The organism is Burkholderia sp. Bp8991 (assembly GCF_003853795.1).
In the GTDB taxonomy this organism is placed as follows: Bacteria; Pseudomonadota; Gammaproteobacteria; order Burkholderiales; family Burkholderiaceae; genus Burkholderia.
Genome location: NZ_QTQJ01000034.1, coordinates 55,170 through 76,697 on the forward strand (window position 1 = coordinate 55,170; position 21,528 = coordinate 76,697).

General features: G+C 66.0%; 23 protein-coding genes and 2 pseudogenes. 14 read left to right on the forward strand and 11 right to left on the reverse strand.

Translation table 11 applies throughout. From position 1 onward, the window contains the following. Window positions 1-77 precede the first annotated feature (77 nt). The 3 genes from DIE02_RS29085 to DIE02_RS29095 form a co-directional block, all read right to left on the reverse strand. A complete protein-coding gene (locus DIE02_RS29085; RefSeq protein ID WP_124489315.1) occupies window positions 78-380 on the reverse strand; it encodes an XRE family transcriptional regulator in 303 nt (100 codons plus the stop codon). Window positions 381-468: 88 nt separating this feature from the next. Next, the gene (locus tag DIE02_RS29090) at window positions 469-1,623 is read right to left on the reverse strand and encodes a branched-chain amino acid ABC transporter substrate-binding protein (protein WP_124530030.1); all 1,155 of its coding nucleotides are present in this window, start codon (window positions 1,621-1,623) and stop codon (window positions 469-471) included. A 574-nt stretch (window positions 1,624-2,197) separates the two neighbouring features. Further along, a complete protein-coding gene (locus tag DIE02_RS29095) occupies window positions 2,198-3,103 on the reverse strand; it encodes a DMT family transporter (RefSeq protein ID WP_124530032.1) in 906 nt (301 codons plus the stop codon). Between the two features lie 57 nt (window positions 3,104-3,160). Between DIE02_RS29095 and DIE02_RS29100 the strand changes: the two genes are divergently transcribed. From DIE02_RS29100 to DIE02_RS29115, 4 genes are all read left to right on the forward strand, one after another. Next, window positions 3,161-4,141 carry a LysR substrate-binding domain-containing protein gene (locus tag DIE02_RS29100; protein ID WP_124530034.1) on the forward strand — a complete coding sequence of 327 codons (981 nt, stop codon included), beginning with the start codon at window positions 3,161-3,163 and terminating at the stop codon, window positions 4,139-4,141. A gap of 171 nt (window positions 4,142-4,312) precedes the next feature. Further along, the gene (locus DIE02_RS29105) at window positions 4,313-4,972 is read left to right on the forward strand and encodes a nitroreductase (protein ID WP_124489311.1); all 660 of its coding nucleotides are present in this window, start codon (window positions 4,313-4,315) and stop codon (window positions 4,970-4,972) included. Between the two features lie 33 nt (window positions 4,973-5,005). Next, window positions 5,006-5,473 carry a sodium:proline symporter gene (locus DIE02_RS29110; RefSeq protein ID WP_124530036.1) on the forward strand — a complete coding sequence of 156 codons (468 nt, stop codon included), beginning with the start codon at window positions 5,006-5,008 and terminating at the stop codon, window positions 5,471-5,473. Between the two features lie 155 nt (window positions 5,474-5,628). Further along, window positions 5,629-6,102, forward strand: coding sequence for a hypothetical protein (locus tag DIE02_RS29115; protein WP_124530038.1), 474 nt, complete (start codon window positions 5,629-5,631; stop codon window positions 6,100-6,102). A gap of 89 nt (window positions 6,103-6,191) precedes the next feature. On the opposite strand, the gene DIE02_RS29120 is transcribed toward DIE02_RS29115, so the two are convergent. The 7 genes from DIE02_RS29120 to DIE02_RS29150 all read right to left on the reverse strand — a co-directional run bounded on the left by DIE02_RS29120 (window position 6,192) and on the right by DIE02_RS29150 (window position 12,982). Further along, entirely contained in the window at window positions 6,192-6,581 is a 390-nt protein-coding gene (locus DIE02_RS29120; RefSeq protein WP_124489308.1) for a carboxymuconolactone decarboxylase family protein, read from the reverse strand. Window positions 6,582-6,596: 15 nt separating this feature from the next. Further along, on the reverse strand, window positions 6,597-8,009 hold the full coding sequence (locus tag DIE02_RS29125) for a cytosine permease (protein WP_124489307.1): 1,413 nt from the start codon (window positions 8,007-8,009) through the stop codon (window positions 6,597-6,599). Window positions 8,010-8,124: 115 nt separating this feature from the next. Beyond that, window positions 8,125-9,594, reverse strand: coding sequence for an aldehyde dehydrogenase (locus tag DIE02_RS29130; protein WP_124489306.1), 1,470 nt, complete (start codon window positions 9,592-9,594; stop codon window positions 8,125-8,127). A gap of 12 nt (window positions 9,595-9,606) precedes the next feature. Then, window positions 9,607-10,644, reverse strand: a complete 1,038-nt coding sequence (locus DIE02_RS29135; RefSeq protein ID WP_124530040.1) for an LLM class flavin-dependent oxidoreductase — start codon at window positions 10,642-10,644, stop codon at window positions 9,607-9,609. Between the two features lie 11 nt (window positions 10,645-10,655). Beyond that, on the reverse strand, window positions 10,656-11,591 hold the full coding sequence (locus DIE02_RS29140) for a flavin reductase (protein ID WP_124489304.1): 936 nt from the start codon (window positions 11,589-11,591) through the stop codon (window positions 10,656-10,658). Window position 11,592: 1 nt separating this feature from the next. Continuing rightward, entirely contained in the window at window positions 11,593-12,411 is an 819-nt protein-coding gene (locus tag DIE02_RS29145) for an alpha/beta fold hydrolase (protein ID WP_124530042.1), read from the reverse strand. After that, window positions 12,380-12,982, reverse strand: a complete 603-nt coding sequence (locus DIE02_RS29150) for an amino acid synthesis family protein (protein WP_124523129.1) — start codon at window positions 12,980-12,982, stop codon at window positions 12,380-12,382. The genes DIE02_RS29145 and DIE02_RS29150 overlap by 32 nt, the downstream gene beginning before the upstream one ends. Window positions 12,983-13,088: 106 nt before the next feature. On the opposite strand from DIE02_RS29150, the gene DIE02_RS29155 reads away from it, so the two are divergent. The 10 genes and pseudogenes from DIE02_RS29155 to DIE02_RS29200 all read left to right on the forward strand — a co-directional run. Beyond that, the gene (locus tag DIE02_RS29155) at window positions 13,089-13,379 is read left to right on the forward strand and encodes a DUF1330 domain-containing protein (RefSeq protein WP_124489301.1); all 291 of its coding nucleotides are present in this window, start codon (window positions 13,089-13,091) and stop codon (window positions 13,377-13,379) included. A gap of 132 nt (window positions 13,380-13,511) precedes the next feature. Further along, a complete protein-coding gene (locus DIE02_RS29160) occupies window positions 13,512-14,201 on the forward strand; it encodes a GntR family transcriptional regulator (protein WP_124489300.1) in 690 nt (229 codons plus the stop codon). A 206-nt stretch (window positions 14,202-14,407) separates the two neighbouring features. Continuing rightward, window positions 14,408-15,376 carry a flavin reductase gene (locus tag DIE02_RS29165; protein ID WP_124530044.1) on the forward strand — a complete coding sequence of 323 codons (969 nt, stop codon included), beginning with the start codon at window positions 14,408-14,410 and terminating at the stop codon, window positions 15,374-15,376. A gap of 150 nt (window positions 15,377-15,526) precedes the next feature. After that, window positions 15,527-16,567: an ABC transporter substrate-binding protein gene (locus tag DIE02_RS29170; protein WP_124530047.1), complete on the forward strand. Its 1,041-nt coding sequence runs from the start codon at window positions 15,527-15,529 to the stop codon at window positions 16,565-16,567. A 141-nt stretch (window positions 16,568-16,708) separates the two neighbouring features. Then, window positions 16,709-17,593 (forward strand): ABC transporter permease, encoded by an 885-nt coding sequence (locus tag DIE02_RS29175; protein ID WP_124530049.1) that lies wholly within the window; start codon window positions 16,709-16,711, stop codon window positions 17,591-17,593. Between the two features lie 86 nt (window positions 17,594-17,679). Beyond that, a complete protein-coding gene (locus tag DIE02_RS29180; RefSeq protein WP_124489296.1) occupies window positions 17,680-18,480 on the forward strand; it encodes an ABC transporter permease in 801 nt (266 codons plus the stop codon). A gap of 11 nt (window positions 18,481-18,491) precedes the next feature. Then, window positions 18,492-19,598: an ABC transporter ATP-binding protein gene (locus tag DIE02_RS29185; protein WP_124523131.1), complete on the forward strand. Its 1,107-nt coding sequence runs from the start codon at window positions 18,492-18,494 to the stop codon at window positions 19,596-19,598. 11 nt (window positions 19,599-19,609) lie between these two features. After that, the gene (locus tag DIE02_RS29190) at window positions 19,610-20,317 is read left to right on the forward strand and encodes a GntR family transcriptional regulator (protein WP_124530051.1); all 708 of its coding nucleotides are present in this window, start codon (window positions 19,610-19,612) and stop codon (window positions 20,315-20,317) included. Between the two features lie 254 nt (window positions 20,318-20,571). Beyond that, window positions 20,572-20,793, forward strand: a pseudogene (locus tag DIE02_RS29195) (aldehyde dehydrogenase family protein); the annotation flags it as partial. Between the two features lie 193 nt (window positions 20,794-20,986). Then, window positions 20,987-21,403: pseudogene (locus DIE02_RS29200) on the forward strand (methyl-accepting chemotaxis protein); the annotation flags it as partial. 18 nt (window positions 21,404-21,421) lie between these two features. Here the strand turns inward: DIE02_RS29200 and DIE02_RS29205 are convergent. Next, window positions 21,422-21,528: 4Fe-4S dicluster domain-containing protein (locus DIE02_RS29205; RefSeq protein ID WP_148092725.1), on the reverse strand; the 107-nt coding region annotated here is incomplete at its 5' end.

Below are 21,528 nucleotides of genomic sequence, written 5' to 3' on the forward strand. Positions count from 1 at the left end.
CGGGCCGCGAGCGCGGCGCGGCAGCGCGCGTGACGATGTCGAGCGGCACCGGCGATGCCGCTACCGACCGCTGCGGCTCAGGAGCCGGCTTTCGCGGTCTTTCGCGTGCGCGGCTTGTCCGCCACCGGAAATGCGCCGACGCCGCGCGGCCGTTTGGGCTCGATGCCCGTCTTGCCGATCACGTGCCGGAAATCGATCTCGTGCGCGGCGAGCGCGCCGATGAGTGTCGCGATGACCGCGAGGTGGGAAGGGACGGTGCCCTTGCTCGAATAGTTCGTGATGGAACTTTCGTTCATCCGGATCAGCCGGGCGAACTCGCGCGCCGTCAACTGCGCTTTCTTCAACTCCTGTTGAAATTCCGCGTACGCCATTGCACACATGTCGCCTCGTCTCCGCAAAACTTGAATCGGCCCCGCGCGACGCCGGCGCAAACGGGTGGCGTTCCCGTCGTGCCGGCGTCGCGAGGCGTTACATCTTCACCTGGTCGAGGAAGGTCTTCTTGCCGCTCTTGTAGCCGTAGATCGAGATGATCCCGTGCGTCAGGTCGCCCTTCGCGTCGAACGTCGTCGTGCCGATCACGCCTTCATACTTCGTCGACGGCATCGCGGCGAGGATCTTCGCCGGGTCCGTCGAGTTCGCGCGCTTCATCGCGTCGACGGCGATGTAGACCGCGTCGTACGCGAACGGCGCATCGAACTTGATGCCCTGGTTGAAGCGCTTCTGGTACTTGGCGAGGAACGCCGCGCCGCCCGGCATCTTCTCGAGCGCCGCACCCGCCTGCGAGCACAGCACGTTGTCGGCGGCCGGGCCGGCCAGCTCGGCGAGCGAGTCGGTGCACACGCCGTCGCCGGACAGGATCTTCGCGCGCAGGCCGAGCTGCTTCGCCTGCTTCGCGAGCGGGCCGCCGGTGGCGTCCATGCCGCCGTACATGATCGCGTCCGGGTTCTCGCCCTTGACCTTGGTGAGAATCGCGCGGAAGTCGACGGCCTTGTCGTTGGTCGCGTCGTGCGACAGCACCTTCAGGCCGAGCGCCTTCGCCTTCTTCTCGAATTCGTTCGCGAGGCCCTGGCCGTACGCCGTCGAATCGTCGATCACCGCGACGCTCTTCACGCCCTTCGACTGCGCGTAGCTCGCGAGTGCCGGACCTTGCTGCGCGTCGGTCGCGACCACGCGGTAGGTCGTCTTGAAGCCCTGCAGCGTGTAGGTCGGGTTCGTGGCGGACGGCGAGATCTGCACGATGCCCGCGTCGCTGTAGATCTTCGACGCCGGGATCGACGTGCCCGAGTTCAGGTGGCCGATGACGGCGACGACCTTGTCGTCGACGAGCTTCTGCGCGACTTGCGTGGCCTGGCGCGGGTCGGCCGCGTCATCCTGTGCGTCGAGCTGCAGCGTGATCTTCTGGCCGCCGATCGTCAGGCCCTTCGCATTGATTTCTTCCACCGCGAGGCGCGCACCGTTCTCGTTGTCCTTGCCGAGGTGCGAAATGCCGCCCGTCGTCGGTTCGACGCTGCCGATCTTCACGATCTGGTCGGCCATCGCGCCCGACGCGGCCGCAAATGCGGCGGCCGCCAGCGCGACGGTGATCAGGGGTTTGCAGCGCATGCCGACAGTGCTTCGTTCCATCTGCCATCTCCGTTGATTGATATTTCTGGTGCCGTCCGGTTTGCCGCGCGCCCTTGTGAGGCGGTCGGTGTGCCGGACGAATCTCCGTGACCCGTGACGGGCCCGGCTTGCATGTCGCCCGGGGCTCGCACGAGCGAGCGGGCGATTGCGTCCGGCGACACGCAATTCGTATGAATATATCCGAACGCGCTTGCGCCCGCTTCCGCGAATTGCCCGGCCTTGCGCAAATGTGATGCGATGGCGCGGCCGTTTCGCGATGCGTCGCGCAGGTGTGAGCGTCTTGCGCCGTCGATTGCTTCGATTATTCGATCGGGCCGATCCCGATGACCATGGACAGCGCGATGCAATCAATCCGGCACTGTTCGGTCGATTCGTCTGCACAGTTTCATCGCCGTGGCGCTGCTCGAGATGCCGCCACCCGCTTGTTGCAACTAACGGTCGAGCCCGGCGGCGTCGACGAATCGCGGCGGGTCGACCGGCGCAGCGTGCGCGTCCTGCTTTGCAGATGACGAGGCCGGTTCGGCCCACTGCCGGCTCGTCCGGCCCGCCGTTGCCGTCCGGCGCGGCCGCATGCCTACGTCCGTCCGCGCAAGGCCACGAATATCACGCCGGCAATCGCCAGCAGGCCGCCGCACAACGTTTCGATGCCGGGCCGCTCGCCTGTCAGCGCCATCGACAACACCGTCGCGACGGCCGGTGTCAGGTAGAGGAAATTGGCAGCGCGTGCCGCGCCGAAGTAGCCGAGTGCGAAGGTCCAGGTCGCGTAACCCAGCGCGGCGGGAAAGATGCCGAGCACCAGGACGGCGAGTGCCGTGTCGCGTGACGCGCCGCCGCCGCCGAGCGATGCGAGCGCGCCGGGCAACCAGGGCGTGAGCAGCAGCGCACCGGCCAGCAGCGTATACGCGGTGCAGGGCAGCGCGCCGTAGACGGGAATCAGCCGCCGCTGCAGCACGAAATAGCTGGCCGAACACAATGCCGCGCCGAGGATCAGCGTGCTGCCGGAGCCGAGCACGAGGCCGCCCGGCTGGCCGTGCGCGATCACGGCGATGCCGGCCAGGCTGACCAGCGAACCGAGCCATCCGCGGCGATTGAAGCGTTCGCGCAGAAACACCGCCGCCAGCAGCGCCGTGAAGATCGGCAGTGTGTTCACGATGAAGCTCGCCGCGCCGGCCGACACGGTCTGCTCGCCGGTATTGAGCAGCGCGTTGTAGAGTGCGATGCCGAGCAGGCCGCAGACGAGAAAGCGCAACGCGTCGCGTCTGGCCGGCATGCGAGGCCGCCGCCATGCGAGCCATGCGATCGCGAGCACCGCCGCGGTCGCGAAGCGCGCGGCCGCGAGTTCCAGCGGAGCCAGCCCGTGCAGGCCGATCCGGATGAACGGGAAGGCGGAGGCCCACGAGACGATCGTGAACGCCACCGCGCCGGCCGCGACGAGCGGCAGTCGCGCGCTGCGCGACGAGGGGGAGGAAAGCGTGTTCATGCGGCAATGGTGTGGCGACGCGAGATGTTAAGCTAGCGCACAGATCAACCAGCGGGTATGAATATGGCTCACAGCTCGGTGCGACGCCGGGCCGATGGCCCGGCGCGCACGCAGCAGCATGCGGCGGACGCGCTGCCGTCGGTCGCGCCGGCACCCGGCCCGCGGCCGCCGCTGGCCAGCCTGGAAACCGTCTGTGCGGTGGCGCGGCTGGGCTCGTTCCTGGCGGCCGCCGACGCGTCCGGCGTCACGCACGGCGCGATCAGCCGGCGCGTGGCGGCCGTCGAGAACTGGCTTGGCATGGCGTTGTTCGAACGTCATGCGCGCGGCGTGCGGCTGACGCCGGACGGCCAGCGTTTCGTCGGCCGGATCGAACAGGCGTTCGCGATCATCGACGGCGCGGCCGACCAGTGGCGCTCGCCGCGTACGCCGCGACTGGTCAGGATGAGCGTGGTGCCGGCATTCGCGCAGCTCTGGCTGCTCGAGCGCCAGCACGCGCTCGAGAGCGAGGCGCCCGCGTTGCGCATCGAGCTCGGCATCGAACTTCGCAATGTGGACATCGCCGCCGGCGAAGCGGATCTGTCGATCCGGTACGGGCGCGGCAACTGGCGTCAGCTCGAAACCAGCGCGTTCATGCCGGAGACGCTCCATCCGGTCGCGCATCCGCGGCTCGCCGCGCAGCTGGCCGCGCGACGCCGTCGCAACGACGCCGCCGCGCTGCTCGAGATGCCGCTGCTGCACGACTCCGACGTGACCGGCTGGCGCACCTGGTTCGACGCGCTCGGCATACCGTTCAAGCCGCGCGCGCAGGATCGCCGTTTCGAGGACTACAACCTCGTGCTCGCGGCGGCCGAGGCGGGGCTCGGCGTGGCGCTGGCGCGTACGCCGCTCGCGGATGCGTATCTCAAGCGCAGCGCGCTCGTCCGCGTGAGCCGGCATGAGGTCGAGTCGCCGCTCAGGTATCACTTCGTGCATGCGAAGGGCGAGAATCGTCCGGAGGTGCTCGCGCTGATGGAGCGGATGCGGGCCGCGCTGGGATAGGCGGCACGGGCGTCGAGGTGTGCGACGCAGGCGACGCAGGCGGCGCGGACGGCGCCGCCGCTCGACCCGGGCTACCGGATCGTCGACAATGCGACCGCGGAAAATTGCGGGACCCGACAGATTAACGAGAATCGAGCGTGTTGAACCGTTCGAATGCAGAGGGAATGAGGAATGAATAGACCAGACAAGTCGTCGAAAGCGCGTGCGGCGCTCGACCAGCTGTTTTCGGGCATGGCGCCCGCGGACGCGCAGCAGCGCGCGTCGCGCCCGGGCAACCCGTTCGAAGCGGCAGGCGACCCCGCCGGCGCCGACGGCCGCGTCGAAGTCACGCTGTCGACGAGAATCCAGTTGCGCGGCTACCCGGGCGCGGATGCGTTCATGAAGCGCATGGCCGAAGCCTGGGGCCTCGCGTGGGGCCCGTACGACGCCGTGCGGGCGACGGCGACGCTGCCGGCCGGCTGGCGCTCGCGCCGGCTGCCGGAAGTCACGCAGATCGTCGACGAACGCGACGTGCTGCGCGCGGAAAGCAGCCTGCAGGGCGGCGAGATGTCGTATCTGAAAGTGCATCCGCGCTATTACATCGATGCGCGCAAGGGGGTCGGCTGGCGCAAGTCGTCGAAGGCGTCCGACGACCCGGATCTCGACGGCCCCGACTGGAACTGCTACGTGATGGATCGGGAAAAATCCGCCGAGGTGCACGAGCTGACGACGTCGTCGTCGAAGGCCGATCTGGACAACGCGCGTGCGACGTTGCTGAAATGGCTCGACGAGCACTACCCGAAGCATCGTGATCCGTTCGCATACTGGACGGATTGCGAACGTCCGCTGTAAGTCCGCACGGCGCGCGGCCATCGTGGAGCACCATTGAAACAGGACGGTCCGGTCCCGATTCTCTGGGCAGCGTTCGGCGCGGCGGTCGGCTCGACCGTCATCGAGCTGATGCTCTGGCCGATTGCCGGAGAAGACCCCTTTCACAACCTGCTTCGCGACGCGCGCCTGACGGCCGCCCTCGTGATGGGGCGAGCCGTGCTCGGCGCGTCCCCGGGCTTTGATCCGACGATCATGGGCGTGGCGACGCTGGTGCATGCCGCGTTGTCGCTTGCCTATACGGCCGTGCTGGCGAGGATGGTGCGCAACCTGTCGCCCGGCGCCGCGCTGGTGGCGGGCGGCGCGTTCGGATTGGTGCTCTACGGTATCAACCTGCACGCGTTCACCGCGATCTTCCCGTGGTTCGTTCCGGTGCGCGGCGCGATCACGCTGGTCGCCCATGTGGTCTTCGGCGTGATGGCGGCGGGCGTCTACTGCATCGTCCGGCGTTCGGCGCGCGCATGATCGTCGGCGGTTCGTGCATCACGCATGCGTATCCCGACCCCAGGAATAATCGGCCATGCCACATCGTCTAATGGTCGGGTGACCCTATACGAAGCCGCGCGTCGTCCGTGACGCCAAGGCTCGGGTGGTCGGGGGCAACAATGCAGGAGCCGATCATGTGCAACTTGTTTCGGGTCGGGATGGGCATCGTCTGTCTCGGCTGCTCCATGTGCGTGCTTGCGCAAACCTATGACGACTCGCCGGACGAAGGCGCCCGCTGCCGTGCGGTCGTCATGCAAGCGGAAATCGACGGCACGGAACAGCAGATCGTCGGGCGCGCGTGCCGGCAAGGCGACGGCACCTGGCAGATGATGCAGAGCACGGACGGCAGCATCGTGTGGTATCCGGATACCGCCTATCCGTACGCCGACCCGTGGTACTGGGGGCCGGCGGTGTTCGTCGGCACGGGCGTCAGCTTCGTCTTCATCGACCGTTTCCATCATCGCCATCACTTCGACCACTTCGGTCACGTCGGCCACTTCGACGGGGGCATGCGTGGTCGTGTCGGTGCTCCGATGGGCACCGGCTTTCACCGTGGCCCGGTGTTCGTCGGCGGTGAGCACGGGTTCGGGGGAATGAGGCGGCATTGAGCCGGCGTACATGGCGCGGCGGACGCCCACCGCAGTGTGTGTGCGCCGCGTCGTTGCGATCTCGCATTACGCGCGCGCGAGCGGCTCGCTTACTTCAACGCCCCTTCGGCCACCAGCACTTCATGTGCAGCCTTGAACGCGCCGAGCCCGTGCGGGATCCCGGAATACGCGGTGGCATGCAGCAGCGTCGCCTTGATTTCATCGACGCTCACGCCGTTGTTGAGCGCGCCTTTCACGTGCAGCTTGAGCTCGTTCGTATGACCGGCGGCGGTCAGCATCGCGAGATTGAGCAGGCTGCGCGTCTTGCGGTCGAGTGTTTCATCGCCCCATGCCCAGCCCCACGCCCATGCCGTGGTTGCGCGCTGGAACGCCATCATGAAGGCGTCGGCCTTTTCCATCGACGCATCGACATATTCCGGGCCGAGCACTTCCCGGCGGATCGGCAAGCCCTTCTGAAACAGCGCATCATCTTCGTTCATGATCGATTTCCCCGGTTATTCCAAAGCCCCGGCGCCCGCCGGGCACCGTCCGCGCGAACGCGAACCGTCCTTCGACGCGAACAGGTAGCAGACCGTCGCGGTGACGACGAGGCCCACCATCCACGATACGTCGGCGCCGCCGAGAACCGATGCCCACGCGCCGTGGAAGAAGCTCTCCTCCATGAACGGCACCTGGACCGCAATCCCGAACGCGTAGATCGCGATGGCCCTGACGTTGAACGCCCCGTACACGCCACCGCTGCTGCTGATGATTTCCGTGACCCGGTAGCGGCGGTTGTTGACCAGGTAGAAGTCGATCAGGTTGATCGCGATCCACGGTGCCAGCACGATGCGCAGCGCGAAGATCGCGTTGAGGAAGATCGAGATGAAGTTGCTCGACGCCCACAGTGCAGCCGCGGTCGACGCCACCAGCAGGACCGCCGACACGACGACGCGCACGTTGCGGCCGGGCACCCAGTGCGGCCGGAACGTCTGCGCGGCGGTGATGAACGACAGCACCGCGCCATACAGGTTCATCCCGTTGTGGCCGATGATGTTGACCAGAAACAGGAAGATCAGCACGTAGCCGAACGCGCCGGTCTGCTCGCGGATCGCCTGCATCGCGTCCGTCGAATGCCCGGTGCTGACGGCGAGCACGCCGAACAGGAATGCGAAGATCGTCCCCAGTGACGTGCCGAGGTACGTGTACGCAAAGGTCTTTCCGAATCCGGCGGAAGCCGGCAGATAGCGCGAATAGTCGGACGTATAGGGCGCGAAGCTGATCTGCCAGACCGCACACAAGCCGAACATCGCGAACCAGTTGGCGAGATCGAAATGACCCTGCTGGAACATCCGCGCATCGAGGCCCGGCACCATCAGCGCGATGCCGATCAGCAGTGCGCCACCCATGAACCACGCGCCGATCTTGTTGAAGCGATGAATGAAGTGGCAGCCGATCACACCGACCAGCGTCGCGAGCACCGCGCCGATGACGGTTGCGATCGGCACCGGCACTGCGGGCGCCGCCGTGTGGAGCGTCTTGCCCGCGAGAATGATGTTCGACACGAAGAAGCCGAGATAGATCAGCGTGGTGAAGCACACGACCAGCAGCGATCCGTAGCGGCCGAATTGCGCGCGGCTCTGGATCATCTGCGGCGCGCCGACCAGTGGCCCCTGCGCGGAAGTGAGCGCATGAAAGATCGCGCCGAAGAACTGCCCGGCCGCGATCGCGACAATCGCGCTCATGAGGTCGAGGTGGAACACCAGTACCGACGTCGCACCGGAAATCACGGCCAGCGGGGCGACGTTCGTGCAGAACCACAGGGTGAAGAGGTCGGCCGGCTTGCCGTGCCGCGCCTCCGGCGGAACATATTCGATCGAGTTGCTTTCGATGGCGAGAACGCTGCCGTCGCTTTCCTGCTTTGTCATGCTGTCTCCATCTTTATTGCCGGGGCCATGCGTCGCCGCATGCGCCTGATGACGCGCGCGGCGCGGCATGGCCCTTGCGGCCTTGAGTCGATACTGCCGGCGAAAGCGTAGCCGCTCAGCGCATCACGAACGGGTCGCCGATCGGATCGTCCGACGTGCGCAGCCACACGGACTTCGTGGTCGTGTATTCGAGCGCGGCGCTCAGGCCGCCTTCACGTCCATGCCCGGACAGCCCGAAGCCGCCGAACGGCACGAGCGGCGACACGGCCCGATAGGTGTTGATCCACACGATGCCGGAGCGCACGCGCTTCGACACGCGGTGCGCACGCGTCAGGTTGGTCGTGAAGATACCGGCCGCGAGGCCGTAGGCGGTGCCGTTTGCCTTCTCGATCGCTTCCTGTTCGGATTCGAACGTGTCGACCGACAACACCGGGCCGAACAATTCGGTCGTGATGCTGTCGGCTTGCGCAACGCCGGTGCAGTCGAGGATCGTCGGTGCGTAGTAATACCCGTCGCGCTCCAGCCTCTTTCCGCCTGCGAGCACCTTGGCACCCTGGCGCGCCGAGTTCTCGACGACCGTCTCGATGTTGCGAAGCTGCCGTTCCGTACACAGCGGGCCGTACTCGGTTTCCCGCTCGTTGGGTGAACCCACGCGAATCCGCGACACACGCTCGACCAGCAGCGCAAGGAACTGCTCCTTGACGGAAGCCTCGATCAGCAGGCGCGACCCCGCGACGCAACTCTGGCCGCTCGCCGCGAAGATCGCGGCGACCTGCGCATTCACCGCGCTCTGGATATCGGTATCGGCGAACACGATGAACGGCGACTTGCCGCCGAGTTCGAGCGACACCTTCGCGAGGTTGTTGGCCGTGTTTCGCACGATGTGGCGCGCGGTCTCGGGGCCGCCGGTGAACGCGACCTTGTCCACGCCCGGGTGGCTGCTCAGCACCGCGCCGCATTCCGGGCCGAAGCCGGTAATGACGTTGACGACGCCCGGCGGGAATCCTGCCTCGTGCACGATGCGCGCGAACTCGAGCAACGGTCCCGGTGCTTCCTCGGACGCCTTCAGCACCACCGTGCAGCCGGCCGCGAGCGCCGGGCCGATCTTCACCGCGGACAGGAACAGCTGGCTGTTCCAGGGCACGATCGCGGCGACCACGCCGACCGGCTGCCGCTCGAGCCACACCTGCATGTCCGGCTTGTCGACGGGGATGCTGCTGCCTTCGAGCTTGTCGGCGATGCCCGCGTAGTAGCGGTAATACTCGGCGACGTACGCGATCTGGCTCGACGTTTCCCGGATGATCTTGCCGGTGTCGTTCGTTTCGATTTCGGCGAGCCGCGGTGCAGCTTTTTCGACCAGATCGGCGAGCCTGTACAGCAGCTTGCCGCGCGCGGACGCGGAAAGCCCCGCCCAGGCGGGATCGGTCAGCGCGCGACCGGCCGCCGCTACCGCGCGGTTCACCTCGTCGGTGCGGGCTTCCGGCATCTGCGCCCACACGGCGCCGGTCGCCGGATTGATGCTGCCGAACGTGGCGACACCGGGCCCGAACTGCCCGTCGATATACAGCTGAAATTGCACATTCATGGCATCGCCCCCTTACTGGAACGCCGGCATCACGTCGCGGATCATCCGCTCGAGCGACGCCTTCTTGCGCTCGAAGCTCATGCCGGTATCGATCCAGAACGAGTACTCGTCGAAGCCGAGCTCTTCATAGGCCTTCAGGCGCCCGATCACTTCCGCGGGCGTGCCGATCACGTTGTTCTTGCGCATCGCTTCCGGCGTGTAGAAGGGGTGCGCCGCGATTTCGTCGCGGCTCAGCGGCTTGATCATCCCGCGGCTGACCGGACGCTCGTTCTTGAACCACGCGCCGAAGTAGTTGTAGAACACGTTGACTTCGTCGGCGGCCAGCTGTGCGTCGTCCTCGCTGCTTGCCACATAGGTGTGACGCAGCAGCATGATCTGCGGGCGCGGCACGTCGCTGAACTTCGCGCACGCGGCGTTGAAGTGGCCGACGAGCTTCTCGACTTCCTCGTCACCGAGGTGCAGCGGCGTGACCTGCACGTTGCAGCCGTTGGCCACCGCGAACTCGTGGCTGTTCGGATCGCGCGCGGCCACCCAGATCGGCGGATGCGGCTGCTGCAGCGGCAGCGGTGACGACGTCGTCGACGGGAATTGCCAGAACTCGCCGCCGTGCGCGTAATCGCCTTCCCACAGCTTCTTTACGGCCGGAATGAGTTCGCGCAAGCGCTGGCCTGCGCCCCACGCGTCGAGGCCCGGCATCAGGCGCTCGTATTCGAACGAGTACGCGCCGCGCGCGATCCCGAGCTCCAGGCGGCCGCCCGTGATGATGTCCGTCATCGCGGCTTCGCCGGCGAGCTTGATCGGATGCCAGAACGGCGCGACGACCGTGCCCGTGCCGAGCCGCACGCGCTTCGTCTTGTTCGCTAGGTCGACGAGGTTGATGAACGGGTTCGGCGCGATCGTGAAGTTCATGCCGTGGTGCTCGCCGGTCCAGACGGCATGCATGCCGCCGCGGTCGGCGATCTGGCACAGCTCGACCATCTCGTCGTACAGCTGCTTTTGGCTGGTCTGGTCGGAGACGCGCTCCATGTGGACGAAAAGCGAAAAACGCATGATGTGACCTTTCAGGAAAGAAGCGGGCGGATGGTGCCGGTGCTGTGATCGCCGAAGTACAGGCCGTAACTCTTCAACTGACTCTCTTTGCGATAGCGCTCGAGCATGCTGGCGAGCGCGCTGTCCTGGAACGCGTCGGCGTCGAGGTCGTCGAGGCTCACGAATTCGCCGGCGACCGCCGCTTCGTCCGGTGCGCTGCAGAGGAACGAGATGTACTGGTAGTGCGTCTCGGTATTGTTGTAGACCGAATAGATGAAGCTTGCCGATGCGTCCGGCTGGTATTGCCGGAACAGTTCGGCGAGCGCCTTGTCGGCGCCTGCGTTGCCGATTTCCCGGGTGGGCAGCGCCCACTTGCGATCGGCCGTCTTCACCATCAGGACCTTGTCGTCGCGCGTGATGATCGCGCTGACGATGACCTTCGGTCCGGCGATGACTTCGGCCGACAGCTTCGCCGGCGTGAAGTAGCCGCCGCGGTAGTAGCCGAGCCCCGCGTAGCCGGCGGAATGGAACGCCTCGATCTTGCCGATGATGAGCGCGTGATCGCCCGCGTCGATCACTGCGTGCGTCGTGCAGTCGAACCACGCGCTGACGTCGTCGATCAGCGGGTTGCGATGCGCGCTCAGGTGCCAGCCGACGTTCGCGAAGCGATCGTCGCTCGGTCGCGCGAAGGTGTTGGAGAGGTCCTTTTGCCCTTCGGCGAGGATGTTGATCGCGAAGTGGCCGATCGTGGAAAACGTCTGGAAATTGCTCGACGTCTTCGCGATGCTGACGAGCAGCAGCGCCGGATCGAGCGACACCGACGAGAACGAGTTCGCGGTGAAGCCGAGCGGCTGGCCGTCGTCGCGCGCGGTGGTGACGATCGTCACGCCGGTCATGAATGCGCCGAACGCGTCGCGCAGCTCCCGCGAGTTGATGATCGGCGTTTCCTGGCTGATTGCTTGGCTCATGTCACACTTCCGATTTCAGGGTTTCCGCCTGCGGCACGGTGTGCAGCCACGCACGCAGCGCGCGATTGACGGCGTCGGGCGCGGTCAGGTTCACCATGTGGCGCTCGTTCTCGATCACGACAGCCTTGCCGTCTTGCGCGGCCTGCGCCATTTGCCGGGCCATCTCGGGCGTCGAATTCGGGTCGTCCGACCCGGTGAGCACGAGGGCAGGGCACGCGATCCGGTGCCAGCTGTCCGCGTATATGTCGTCACCGTTCGCGAACGCGGTGTACGCGGTCGCGTAGCCGGCCAGATCGACCGACTGCAGCCACGCTTCCACCTTCCGCGCGGCGGCCTGCTGCGCGTCTTCCGCGTTGAACCAGCGCCGCAGCGGCGTATCGATGTCGATGGTGCCCGAGCGCAGTTCGGCGGCACGTTGCAGCACGGCCTCGCGCGCCTGTTCGGTGCGGCGGTACACGCCGTTCAGGACTGCCACGCGCTTGACCAGATCGGGCCGCGTCACGGCGACGCCGGCGGCGATCAGCGAACCCATCGAGTGGCCGGCAAGGTTGACGGGGCCGACCTTCAGCGCCTCGATGAACCCGACGGCCCACTGGACGAACTGCTGCAGGTCGGCGTCGGTGTCGAGCGCATCGCTCATCCCGTGGCCCGGCATGTCGACGGAGATCACGCGGAAATCGCGCGACAGGTCGTCGATCTGCGGATACCACGCGCCCGCCTGCATGCCGACCCCATGAATCAGCACCAGCGGTTCGCCGGTGCCCTGGTCGAGATAGTGGGCGACGCGTTTATTTGACAGCAGCAGGGTTCTTGACGTCATTTCCGAGCTCTGCGAGATCTTTGTAGCGGTCGCCGATGCGGTGATGCGGACGGCCGGCGGTCGCGGCGCCGATGGCGATGACCAGTTCGTCGGCGGCCGGTGCATCCGGGATCGAGAACTGGAGCGTCAGGTAGTGCGAACGGCGGCCTTCGTCATTCTTGTCCATCATCGGGATCAGCAGCGGCGCATTGGCCGGGCCGCGCGTATTGTTGAACGCGAGGTACGACTTCGCGCCGACGGCCGTGCGATAGATGTTGCCGAAGTGCAGCGTATGGATCAGCGCGGATGCATGCTCGATTTCGCCGTCGAGGCCGACGATCGCGCTCTTGCCGAACGCTTCGACCGCGTCGCCCGAACCGGCCTCGTCGAGGATCAGTTTGGTCAGGTGTTCGCCGAGCTGCGGGGCGATCGCGCGAATCTCCGGCGACAGGTCCTCGACGTACCCGCGGCCTGCCCACGGGTTCTTGATGACGGCGACGGCGCCGATCATCTTCAGTGGCTTGGCAGCGACCTTGTCGCCATCCACGTAGAGCGTCTCGACATGGAGGACGGATTTCCGAATCAGGCTCATGGCACCTTCCTTTCGTGCGTTGATTGTGCGATTCATTGTGGTATACCATGTTACGGCATGCCATGCGTGTAAACCCGTAGCAGGAATTTCCCAAGAGAGGTGACAAATGAGTGCGTACTGGATTGCCCACGTGCAGGTGCTGGATCCCGTGAAGTACAAGGACTACACGGACATCGCGCCGCAGGCGTTCAAGAAATTCGGTGCCGTGTTCCTGGCGCGTGGCGGCGCGTCGCAGACGCTGGAGGGCGATGCGTTCGAGCGCCACGTCGTGATCCGCTTTCCCGACATGGAAACGGCGCTTGCGTGTTATCACTCGCCGGAGTACCAGGCGGCGAAGGCGAAGCGGGATGGATATTGCCGGGCGCAGATCGCGATCGTCGAGGGGCTCGGGGGCTGATCGCCTGGTCGGGCGCGGGCGCAGGCCGGGCGGGATGGAAGACGCTGGCAGTTAGGTCATAATATGGCATTCCATGTTTGCGCCCGGCTCGCGGCCGGCTGCAGGCCCATACCCGTTTCCAGAGTGCCGCTCATGCAAGACCTGAAAATCGACCGCAATGCCAAGACCCTGCGCGAACTGACGCTCGACAAGCTGCGTGGCGCGATCGTGCAGGGCTATTTCCGGCCGGGTGCCCGGCTCGTCGAGCGCACGCTGTGCGATGAGCTCGGCGTCAGCCGCACGGTGGTGCGCGAGGTGCTGCGGCATCTCGAGACCGAAGGGCTGGTCGAGACCGTGTCGCGGCAAGGGCCGGTGGTCGCGCGGCTCGATCCGGCGCAAGTCGGCGAGATCTACGAACTGCGCGGCCTGCTCGAAGCCAATGCCGCGCGTGCCTGCGCAGAGCGCGCGACGCCCGAAGTCGTGCGGCAGTTGCGAGAAATTCGGGCAACGATCGAGGATGCGTTCGAGAAGCAGGAACTGCCACGTGTGCTCGAATTCACCGAGCGTTTCTACGAAACCCTGTTCGAAGCCGCAGGAAAGCAGGTGTCGCTGACGGTGGTCAAGACGCTGAACGCGCGCATCAACCGGTTGCGCGCGCTGACCATCGCGATGCCGGGGCGCGGCGGCGATTCCAACACCGAGATGAACCGCCTGCTCGAAGCGATCGAGCAGCGCGACGGCAACGCGGCATCGGCCGCGTCGGCTGCGCACATCAAGCGGGTTTCCGAGCTGGCGCTGTCTGCGCTCGCGCAACAGCAGGACGAGGCATCCAGCGATAGTTGATGCAGCCCGAGCGCGAGCATCCAGACGCGCGAATTGACCCGGAAGGCCGCCGGCGTGCTACGCCGGCGGCCTTTTGTTTTGGCTATCGAATACGTGGCGATCCGCGGATGCATCATGGTTTTCCATGATTTTTGACACGTTGTTGTCGACCATAAGATGGCATACCATAATCTCATCGAGTAGCGCAGTAATCACGGGAGCACGCCATGACTGAGTCGATGACCGGGTCCACCGCGCAGCAGGCATTCGACACGCTCGGATTCCGCCGCGCCCTCGGCGCATTCGTCACCGGCGTGACGGTCGTCACGACGATCCAGCCCGACGGGTCGCCGCGCGGTTTCACCGCGAACTCGTTCACGTCGGTGTCGCTCGATCCGCCGCTGATCCTCGTGTGCATCGCGAAGACGGCATCGAGCCATGCGGTGTTCTCGGCTACGCAGCGTTTTGCCGTCAGCGTGCTGGCGGAAAACCAGACCAACGTGTCCGGCGTGTTCGCATCGAAGGCGCAGGACAAGTTCGCGCAAGTGCCATGGGACACGCGCAAGACGGGCGCACCGGTGATCCGGGATGCGGCGGCGAGCTTCGACTGCGTGACCCACGACGTGGTCGATGCAGGCGACCACGTCATTCTGATCGGGCGCGTGGTCGATTTCGCGCAGACGAGCGCGTCGCCGCTCGGCTATTGCCGCGGCGCTTACGTGAACTTCACGCTGTCGCAGGACGCGTTGTCCGCAGCAGGCGGGCATGCCGAGGTGGGTGCGATTCTCGAACATCGCGACGGGCTGGTGCTCGTCGATACGCCGCACGGGCTGCGCTTGCCGACCGGCACCCGGCTCGATCCGGCCAGTGACCCCGCGAGCCTGCGCGGCGTGCTCGCGAAGCTCGGCCTCAACGCGCATCTCGACTTCCTGTTCGCAGTTTTCGAATCGGCCGGCGGGCGCGAGGCTGGCGTCAATATCCATTACCGCGGCCGTGTTATGCCTACCGGTTCGCCGTGGTTCGACAGCAGCATCCGTATCGTGCCGCTCTGGCAAGTGCCGTGGGACGAGATCGCCGACCCCGCCGTGCGCTCGATGCTCGAACGCTACGTGCGTGAACGCCGGCAGGACGCGTACGGCATCTATGTCGGCGATACGGAGGCTGGCACCGTGCAGACACTTGCAGTCGCGCATTGAAGCGACTTGCCGCAATCAGGCGTGGCGAAGACACAAGAATCAGGATCATGATGCCGGCGAGGTTTGCGCCGCCGGTCTGAAGGCGCGTATTCGAATGGCTGCCATCCCGGCGGTCGCGACGCGCGGCGTTTCCCCTTGGAGAGAGAGACCATGAGCAGCAGAAGCATCCCGCGTTTCGCAGCGTCGCGCCTGGCATGCATTGCACCGTTGGCCGCCCTGTGCGCCGCGCCGGCACTGGCCGCCGATCCGATCGTGTTCACCAGCTGGGGCGGCACGACCCAGTCGTCGCAACAGAAGGACTGGGCGCAGCCGTTCACGCAGGCTAGCGGCATCAACGTGCTGATGGACGGGCCGACCGACTACGGCAAGCTCAAGGCGATGGTCGACAGCGGCAACGTCAGCTGGGACGTGGTCGACGTCGAGGGTGACTTCGCGTATGCGGCGGAAAAGGCAGGGCTGATCGAGCCGATCGACTATTCGGTGGTGAACAAGGCCGAACTCGACCCGCGCTTCGCGACGCCGTCTGCGGTGGGCAGCTTCTATTATTCGTTCGTGCTCGGCTACTACAAGGCGAAATACACGAGCGCGCAGCCGCAGAACTGGGCGGACCTGTTCGATACCAAGCGCTTCCCTGGCAAGCGCACCTTCTACAAGTGGTCGGCGCCGGGCGTGCTCGAGATCGCGTTGCTCGCCGACGGCGTCGCGCCCAACAAGTTGTATCCGCTCGACCTCGACCGCGCATTCAAGAAGCTCGATTCCATCAAGGGTGACATCGTCTGGTGGAGCGGCGGTGCGCAGTCGCAGCAGTTGCTCGCGTCGGGCGAAGCGCCGATCGGCATGTTCTGGAACGGCCGCCTGCATGCGCTCGCACAGACAGGCGTGCCGGTCGGCATGTCATGGAACCAGAACCTGACCGCCGCCGACATGCTCGTGATCCCGAAGGGCGCGAAGCATCGCGACGCGGCGATGAAGTTCCTCGCCGCCGCGACGGGTGCGCAGGCTCAGGCGAAATTCGCGGCCGACACCGGTTATGCGCCGATCAACGTGAAGTCGGCGGCGCTGATGCAACCGGCAATCGCGAAAACGCTCCCGGACCAGTACAAGGCCACGCAGATCAACCTCGACATGAAATACTGGGCCGAGAATCGCGACGCGATCGCGAAGCGCTGGTACGCGTGGCAGTCGAAGTAAGCCGGCGTGGCTAGTCGTATGGATCTGAATTCTGTTCAGGAGGCCGAACCGGATCGAGCCGGCGCGGATGAGCAACGAACCTGCTTGGGGCCAGCGGTAACAGGCACTCAAGTGCTGGCGCTGGCCGACCAAGGAGCCACCATGCCAAACGTATTGAGTACCGTCGCGCATCCGAGCGCGACGCCGCCGCGCAAGCGGCGCGACTGGCGCAGCATGCGGCTGCTGACGCCCGCAGTGCTGCTGCTCGTGATCTTCTTCCTGCTGCCGGTGCTGTCACTGCTGTTGCGCAGCGTGCTCGAACCGATGCCCGGGTTGCACAACTACGAGCAGCTGCTCGGCTCGACGACGTACGTGCGCGTGTTCGGCAATACGTTTCTTGTTGCGACGGTCGTCACGCTCGTCACGCTGATCGTCGGCTTTCCGATGGCATGGCTGCTCGCGATCGCGCCGCGCCGGCTCAGTTCGGTGCTGTTCGCGATCCTGCTGCTGTCGATGTGGACGAACCTGCTCGCACGGACGTTCGCATGGATGGTGCTGCTGCAGGGAACGGGGCCGATCAACCGCGCGCTGATGGCGCTCGGCGTGATTCACGAGCCGCTGTCGCTGGTGAACAACCTGACCGGCGTGACGATCGGCATGACCTACATCATGCTGCCGTTCCTCGTGATGCCGCTGCATGCAACGCTGCGCGGCATCGACCCGTCGACACTGCGCGCGGCCGCGGTGTGCGGCGCGAGCCGCTGGCAGGCGTTCTGGCGCATCCTCGTGCCGCTCGCGATGCCGGGCGTGGCCTCCGGCGTCCTGATGGTGTTCGTGATGGCGCTCGGTTACTTCGTCACGCCGACGCTGCTCGGCGGCCCGTCGTACATGATGTTGGCGGAACTGATCGCGCAGCTCGTGCAGGAACTGCTGAACTGGGGCCTCGCCGGCGCCGCGGCCTTCGTGCTGCTCGCCGTGACGCTCGCCCTCTATGCGTTGCAGCTGCGCTTCACCGGCAGCGCGCACGCCACCACCGGAGGCCGCTGAGATGAAACAACCCCGAAGCTCACTACGTTCGCTGCTCCCGGAGGGGGCGCCAGCCTCCGTTGGGGCGGCCCGGCGGGAGGACTGACATGTTGCTCGATTTCGATCGCCTGGGCGCGCTGCGCTGGATCCTCGTGGCCGTGGGCGCGGCTGTTGCGTTGTTTCTGCTGTTGCCGATCGTCTTTATCGTCGCGCTGTCGTTCGGCGATTCGCAGTGGCTCATCTTCCCGCCGCCGGGCTGGACCCTCGAATGGTACCGGCAGCTTTTCACCGACGCGGGCTGGATCGACTCGCTGCTGACCAGCGCGAAACTGGCGGTGATCGTCACGATGCTGTCCGTCGCGATCGGGTTTCTCGCGTCGCTGGCGCTCGTGCGCGGTAAGTTCCGCGGCCGCGAGGCCGTGCGGGGCTTCTTCCTCACACCGATGGTGCTGCCTGTCGTCGTGCTCGCCGTCGCGCTGTACGGGTTCTTCCTGCGCATCGGCCTGAACGGCACGATGACCGGCTTCGTCATCGGCCACCTGATCATCGCGCTGCCGTTCTCGATCATCTCGATCAGCAATTCGCTCGTGAGCTTCGACACGGCGCTCGAAGACGCGGCGCTGATCTGCGGCGCGTCGCCGCTTACCGTGAAGCTGCGCGTCACGCTGCCTGCCATCCGGCTCGGCCTCTTCGCCGCCGCGATCTTCGCGTTCCTCGCATCGTGGGACGAAGTCGTCGTGTCGATCTTCATGTCGAGCCCGACGCTGCAAACGCTGCCCGTGCGGATCTGGGCGACGCTGCGGCAAGACCTGACGCCGGTCGTCGCGGCCGCTTCGTCGCTGCTCGTCGGACTCACGACCGTATTGATGCTGGCGGGCGCCGTGGTGCGCCGCGCACGCGCTCACTGAGGTAACACGCCATGACTGCATTCCTGCAAATCCAGCGCCTGCGCAAGACCTACGACGACGTCGTCGCGATCGACCAGGTATCGCTCGACGTGCGCAAGGGCGAATTCATGACCTTCCTCGGGCCGTCGGGTTCGGGAAAGAGCACCACGCTCTACATCGTCGCGGGCTTCCAGGAGCCGACCGACGGTCGCGTGCTGCTCGACGGCAAGCCGCTGCTGTCGGTCGCGCCGAACCGGCGCAATATCGGGATGGTGTTCCAGCGCTATACGCTGTTCCCGCATCTCACCGTCGGCGAGAACGTCGCGTTCCCGCTGCGCGTGCGCCGCCGGCCCGACGCCGAAGTGCGCGCGAAGGTCGAGCAGATGCTGAAGCTCGTGCATCTGTCCGAGTGCCGCGACCGGATGCCCGCGCAACTCTCCGGCGGCCAGCAGCAGCGCGTCGCGATCGCGCGTGCGCTGGCATATGATCCGCCCGTGCTGTTGATGGACGAGCCGCTCTCTGCGCTCGACAAGAAGCTGCGCGAGGAAATCCAGCTCGAATTGCGCCGCATTCACCAGGAAACTGGCGTGACGATTCTCTATGTCACGCACGACCAGGAGGAGGCGCTGCGCCTGTCGGACCGCATCGCCGTGTTCAACCAGGGGCGCATCGAGCAGGTCGGCACCGGCGAGGAGCTTTACGCGAACCCGGCATCGCGCTTCGTCGCGAGCTTCATCGGGAACTCGAATTTCCTGCCGGTCAAGGTGATGAAGCACGGCGACGGCCGCATCGGCGGTGTGTTGCCCAACGGCCTCGAAATGGCGTCGGACATGTTCCACCCGACGCTCGCCGCCGGCGACGAAGGCACGCTGATGATCCGCCCTGAACAGATGCGTATCAGTTCGCTGCAGCGCGCGAGCGGCACGAATGGTTTGAGCGCCGCGTCGGCCTTGCCCGTGACCGTGCGCGACGTCACCTATCTCGGCGATGCGATGCATTACGCGGTCGCGACGCCGTGGCAGCAGGAAATCTCGATCCGCACGCCGGCTGCGCATCGGCACGACAACGGCATCGTGATCGGCGCGCAGGCACTCGTCGACTGGGACGCACGCGACGCGCGCCTCTTTGCGCAAGCCTGACGGCGGCAGTCATGAGTCCTGCTCCGCCGTCCCTGAAAGTCCAGCGGCCGACCGCCACGCTGCGCGAGCTCGCGCTCGAGATGATGCGCACCGCGATCCTCGATGCGCATTTCCAGCCCGGCGAGCGGCTGGTCGAGCGCTCGCTGTGCGAGATCCTCGGCGTGAGTCGAACCGTCGTGCGCGAGGTCCTGCGGCATCTGGAAACGGAAGGTCTAGTCGCCTCGATTCCGAACCAGGGGCCGATCGTCGCGGTCCTCGATTTCGACACGGCCGCCGAGATCTACGAAATACGCGCGTTGCTGGAGGGCGAGGCGGCGATGGCCTGTGCGCAGCATGCGGACGAATCGCTCGTCGCCGAGCTGGGCGCGTGTATCGACGCGATCCGGCAAGCGTTCGATGCGCAGGATCATCAGGCGGTGAAGGTGCTCACGTCGGCATTCTACGAACGCATGTTCATCGCCGGGCAAAAGCACGTCGCATGGGAAATCGTTCAGACGCTGATCGCGCGTATCAACCGGCTGCGTGCGCTGACGATCGCGTCCGACGATCGCGGGCACCGGGCGGTCGAGGAGATGCGCGCGATTCTCGCGGCCATCGCGGCGGGCAACGGCGTGGCGGCGCGCGAAGCGGCCATCGCGCACGTGCACCGGGTGGCCGAGATCGCACGCGGGCTGCTCACGCACGGTCACGAGAGTGCATCGTGGCGTCAGGCGAGGTAGCGCGTCTGGCTTCGTGATGCAGTGCCTGGCGCCCTCCGTCATTTGAAATTCTCCGTATTCGCGGCTCGAGTCGTGCTCGGGTCGCCTCCTGCATTTTTATCCCCGGAAGGACCGATCGTGGAATTGAACACGCTGTTGAAGGCCCCGGCGCTGTTGCGTCAGCAGGCTTATGTCGACGGGCAATGGTGCGACGCCGACTCGGGCGAGCGCCTCGGCGTGCTCGGCCCGGCGACGGGCGCAACACTCGGCACCGTACCGAGCTCGGGCTCGCCGCCTACCTCTTCAGCCGCGACATCGGGCGTGTGTGGCGGGTGGCCGAGCAGCTCGAATACGGGATGGTCGGCATCAATACGGGCCTCATTCCCAACGAGGTCGGGCCGTTCGGCGGCGTGAAGCAGTCGGGAGTCGGCCGCGAAGGGTCCCGCTACGGCATCGACGATTATCTGGTCATCAAGTATCTGTGCATGGCGGTCTGATCGCCGGTTCGTTTGACTGAAAGAGGGCGCGCCGACATGGATACGTGGTCGTCCAGAAACGCCGGACTCGCGCGCGATCGCATGGGACACACGCATCGTCGATGCGGGCGAACTCGCCGGCACGCGATACCCGCCCGGGTAACGCTGCACGTCGTTGCGATTTGCCTCGCGATGAAGACGATGGCGAACGAATGACGCTGTCGTGGAGGCTGCCCGCGCTGGCGAGCAGGGGCGCGGATTCGCCGTGGTGGCGAGCGAAGTGCACGGTCCGGCACAGTCCTCGGCTTCGGCTCCGAAAGAAATAGAGGAACTGGTCAGCACTTCTGTTGCCCTGATCCTGGACGGCGCGACGCAGGCGACGGACGTCGGCGCGACGATGGGACGCGTCAAGCAGGCGATCAGGCCGGTGTCCGATATCGTCGGCGAGATCGCCGCTGTGTCGGACGAGCCGAGCCGCGGGATCGAACCAGTCGATCAGGCCGTCGCGCGGCAGAATGGGGCTCTTGGCGAACAGTCGGCGGCAGCGGCACGTTTGCTGGAAGAGCAGGCAATGACTCCGGGCAAGGCTGGCTCGGTATTCAAGGCCTCGGAGAGCGAAATGTCTGCATGAAAGCGGGCGTTCTCAACGTTACATGCTTGGGTAATTCGGCCCGCCGCTGCCTTCCGGCGTGACCCACACGATGTTCTGCGTCGGGTCCTTGATGTCGCAGGTCTTGCAGTGCACGCAGTTCTGCG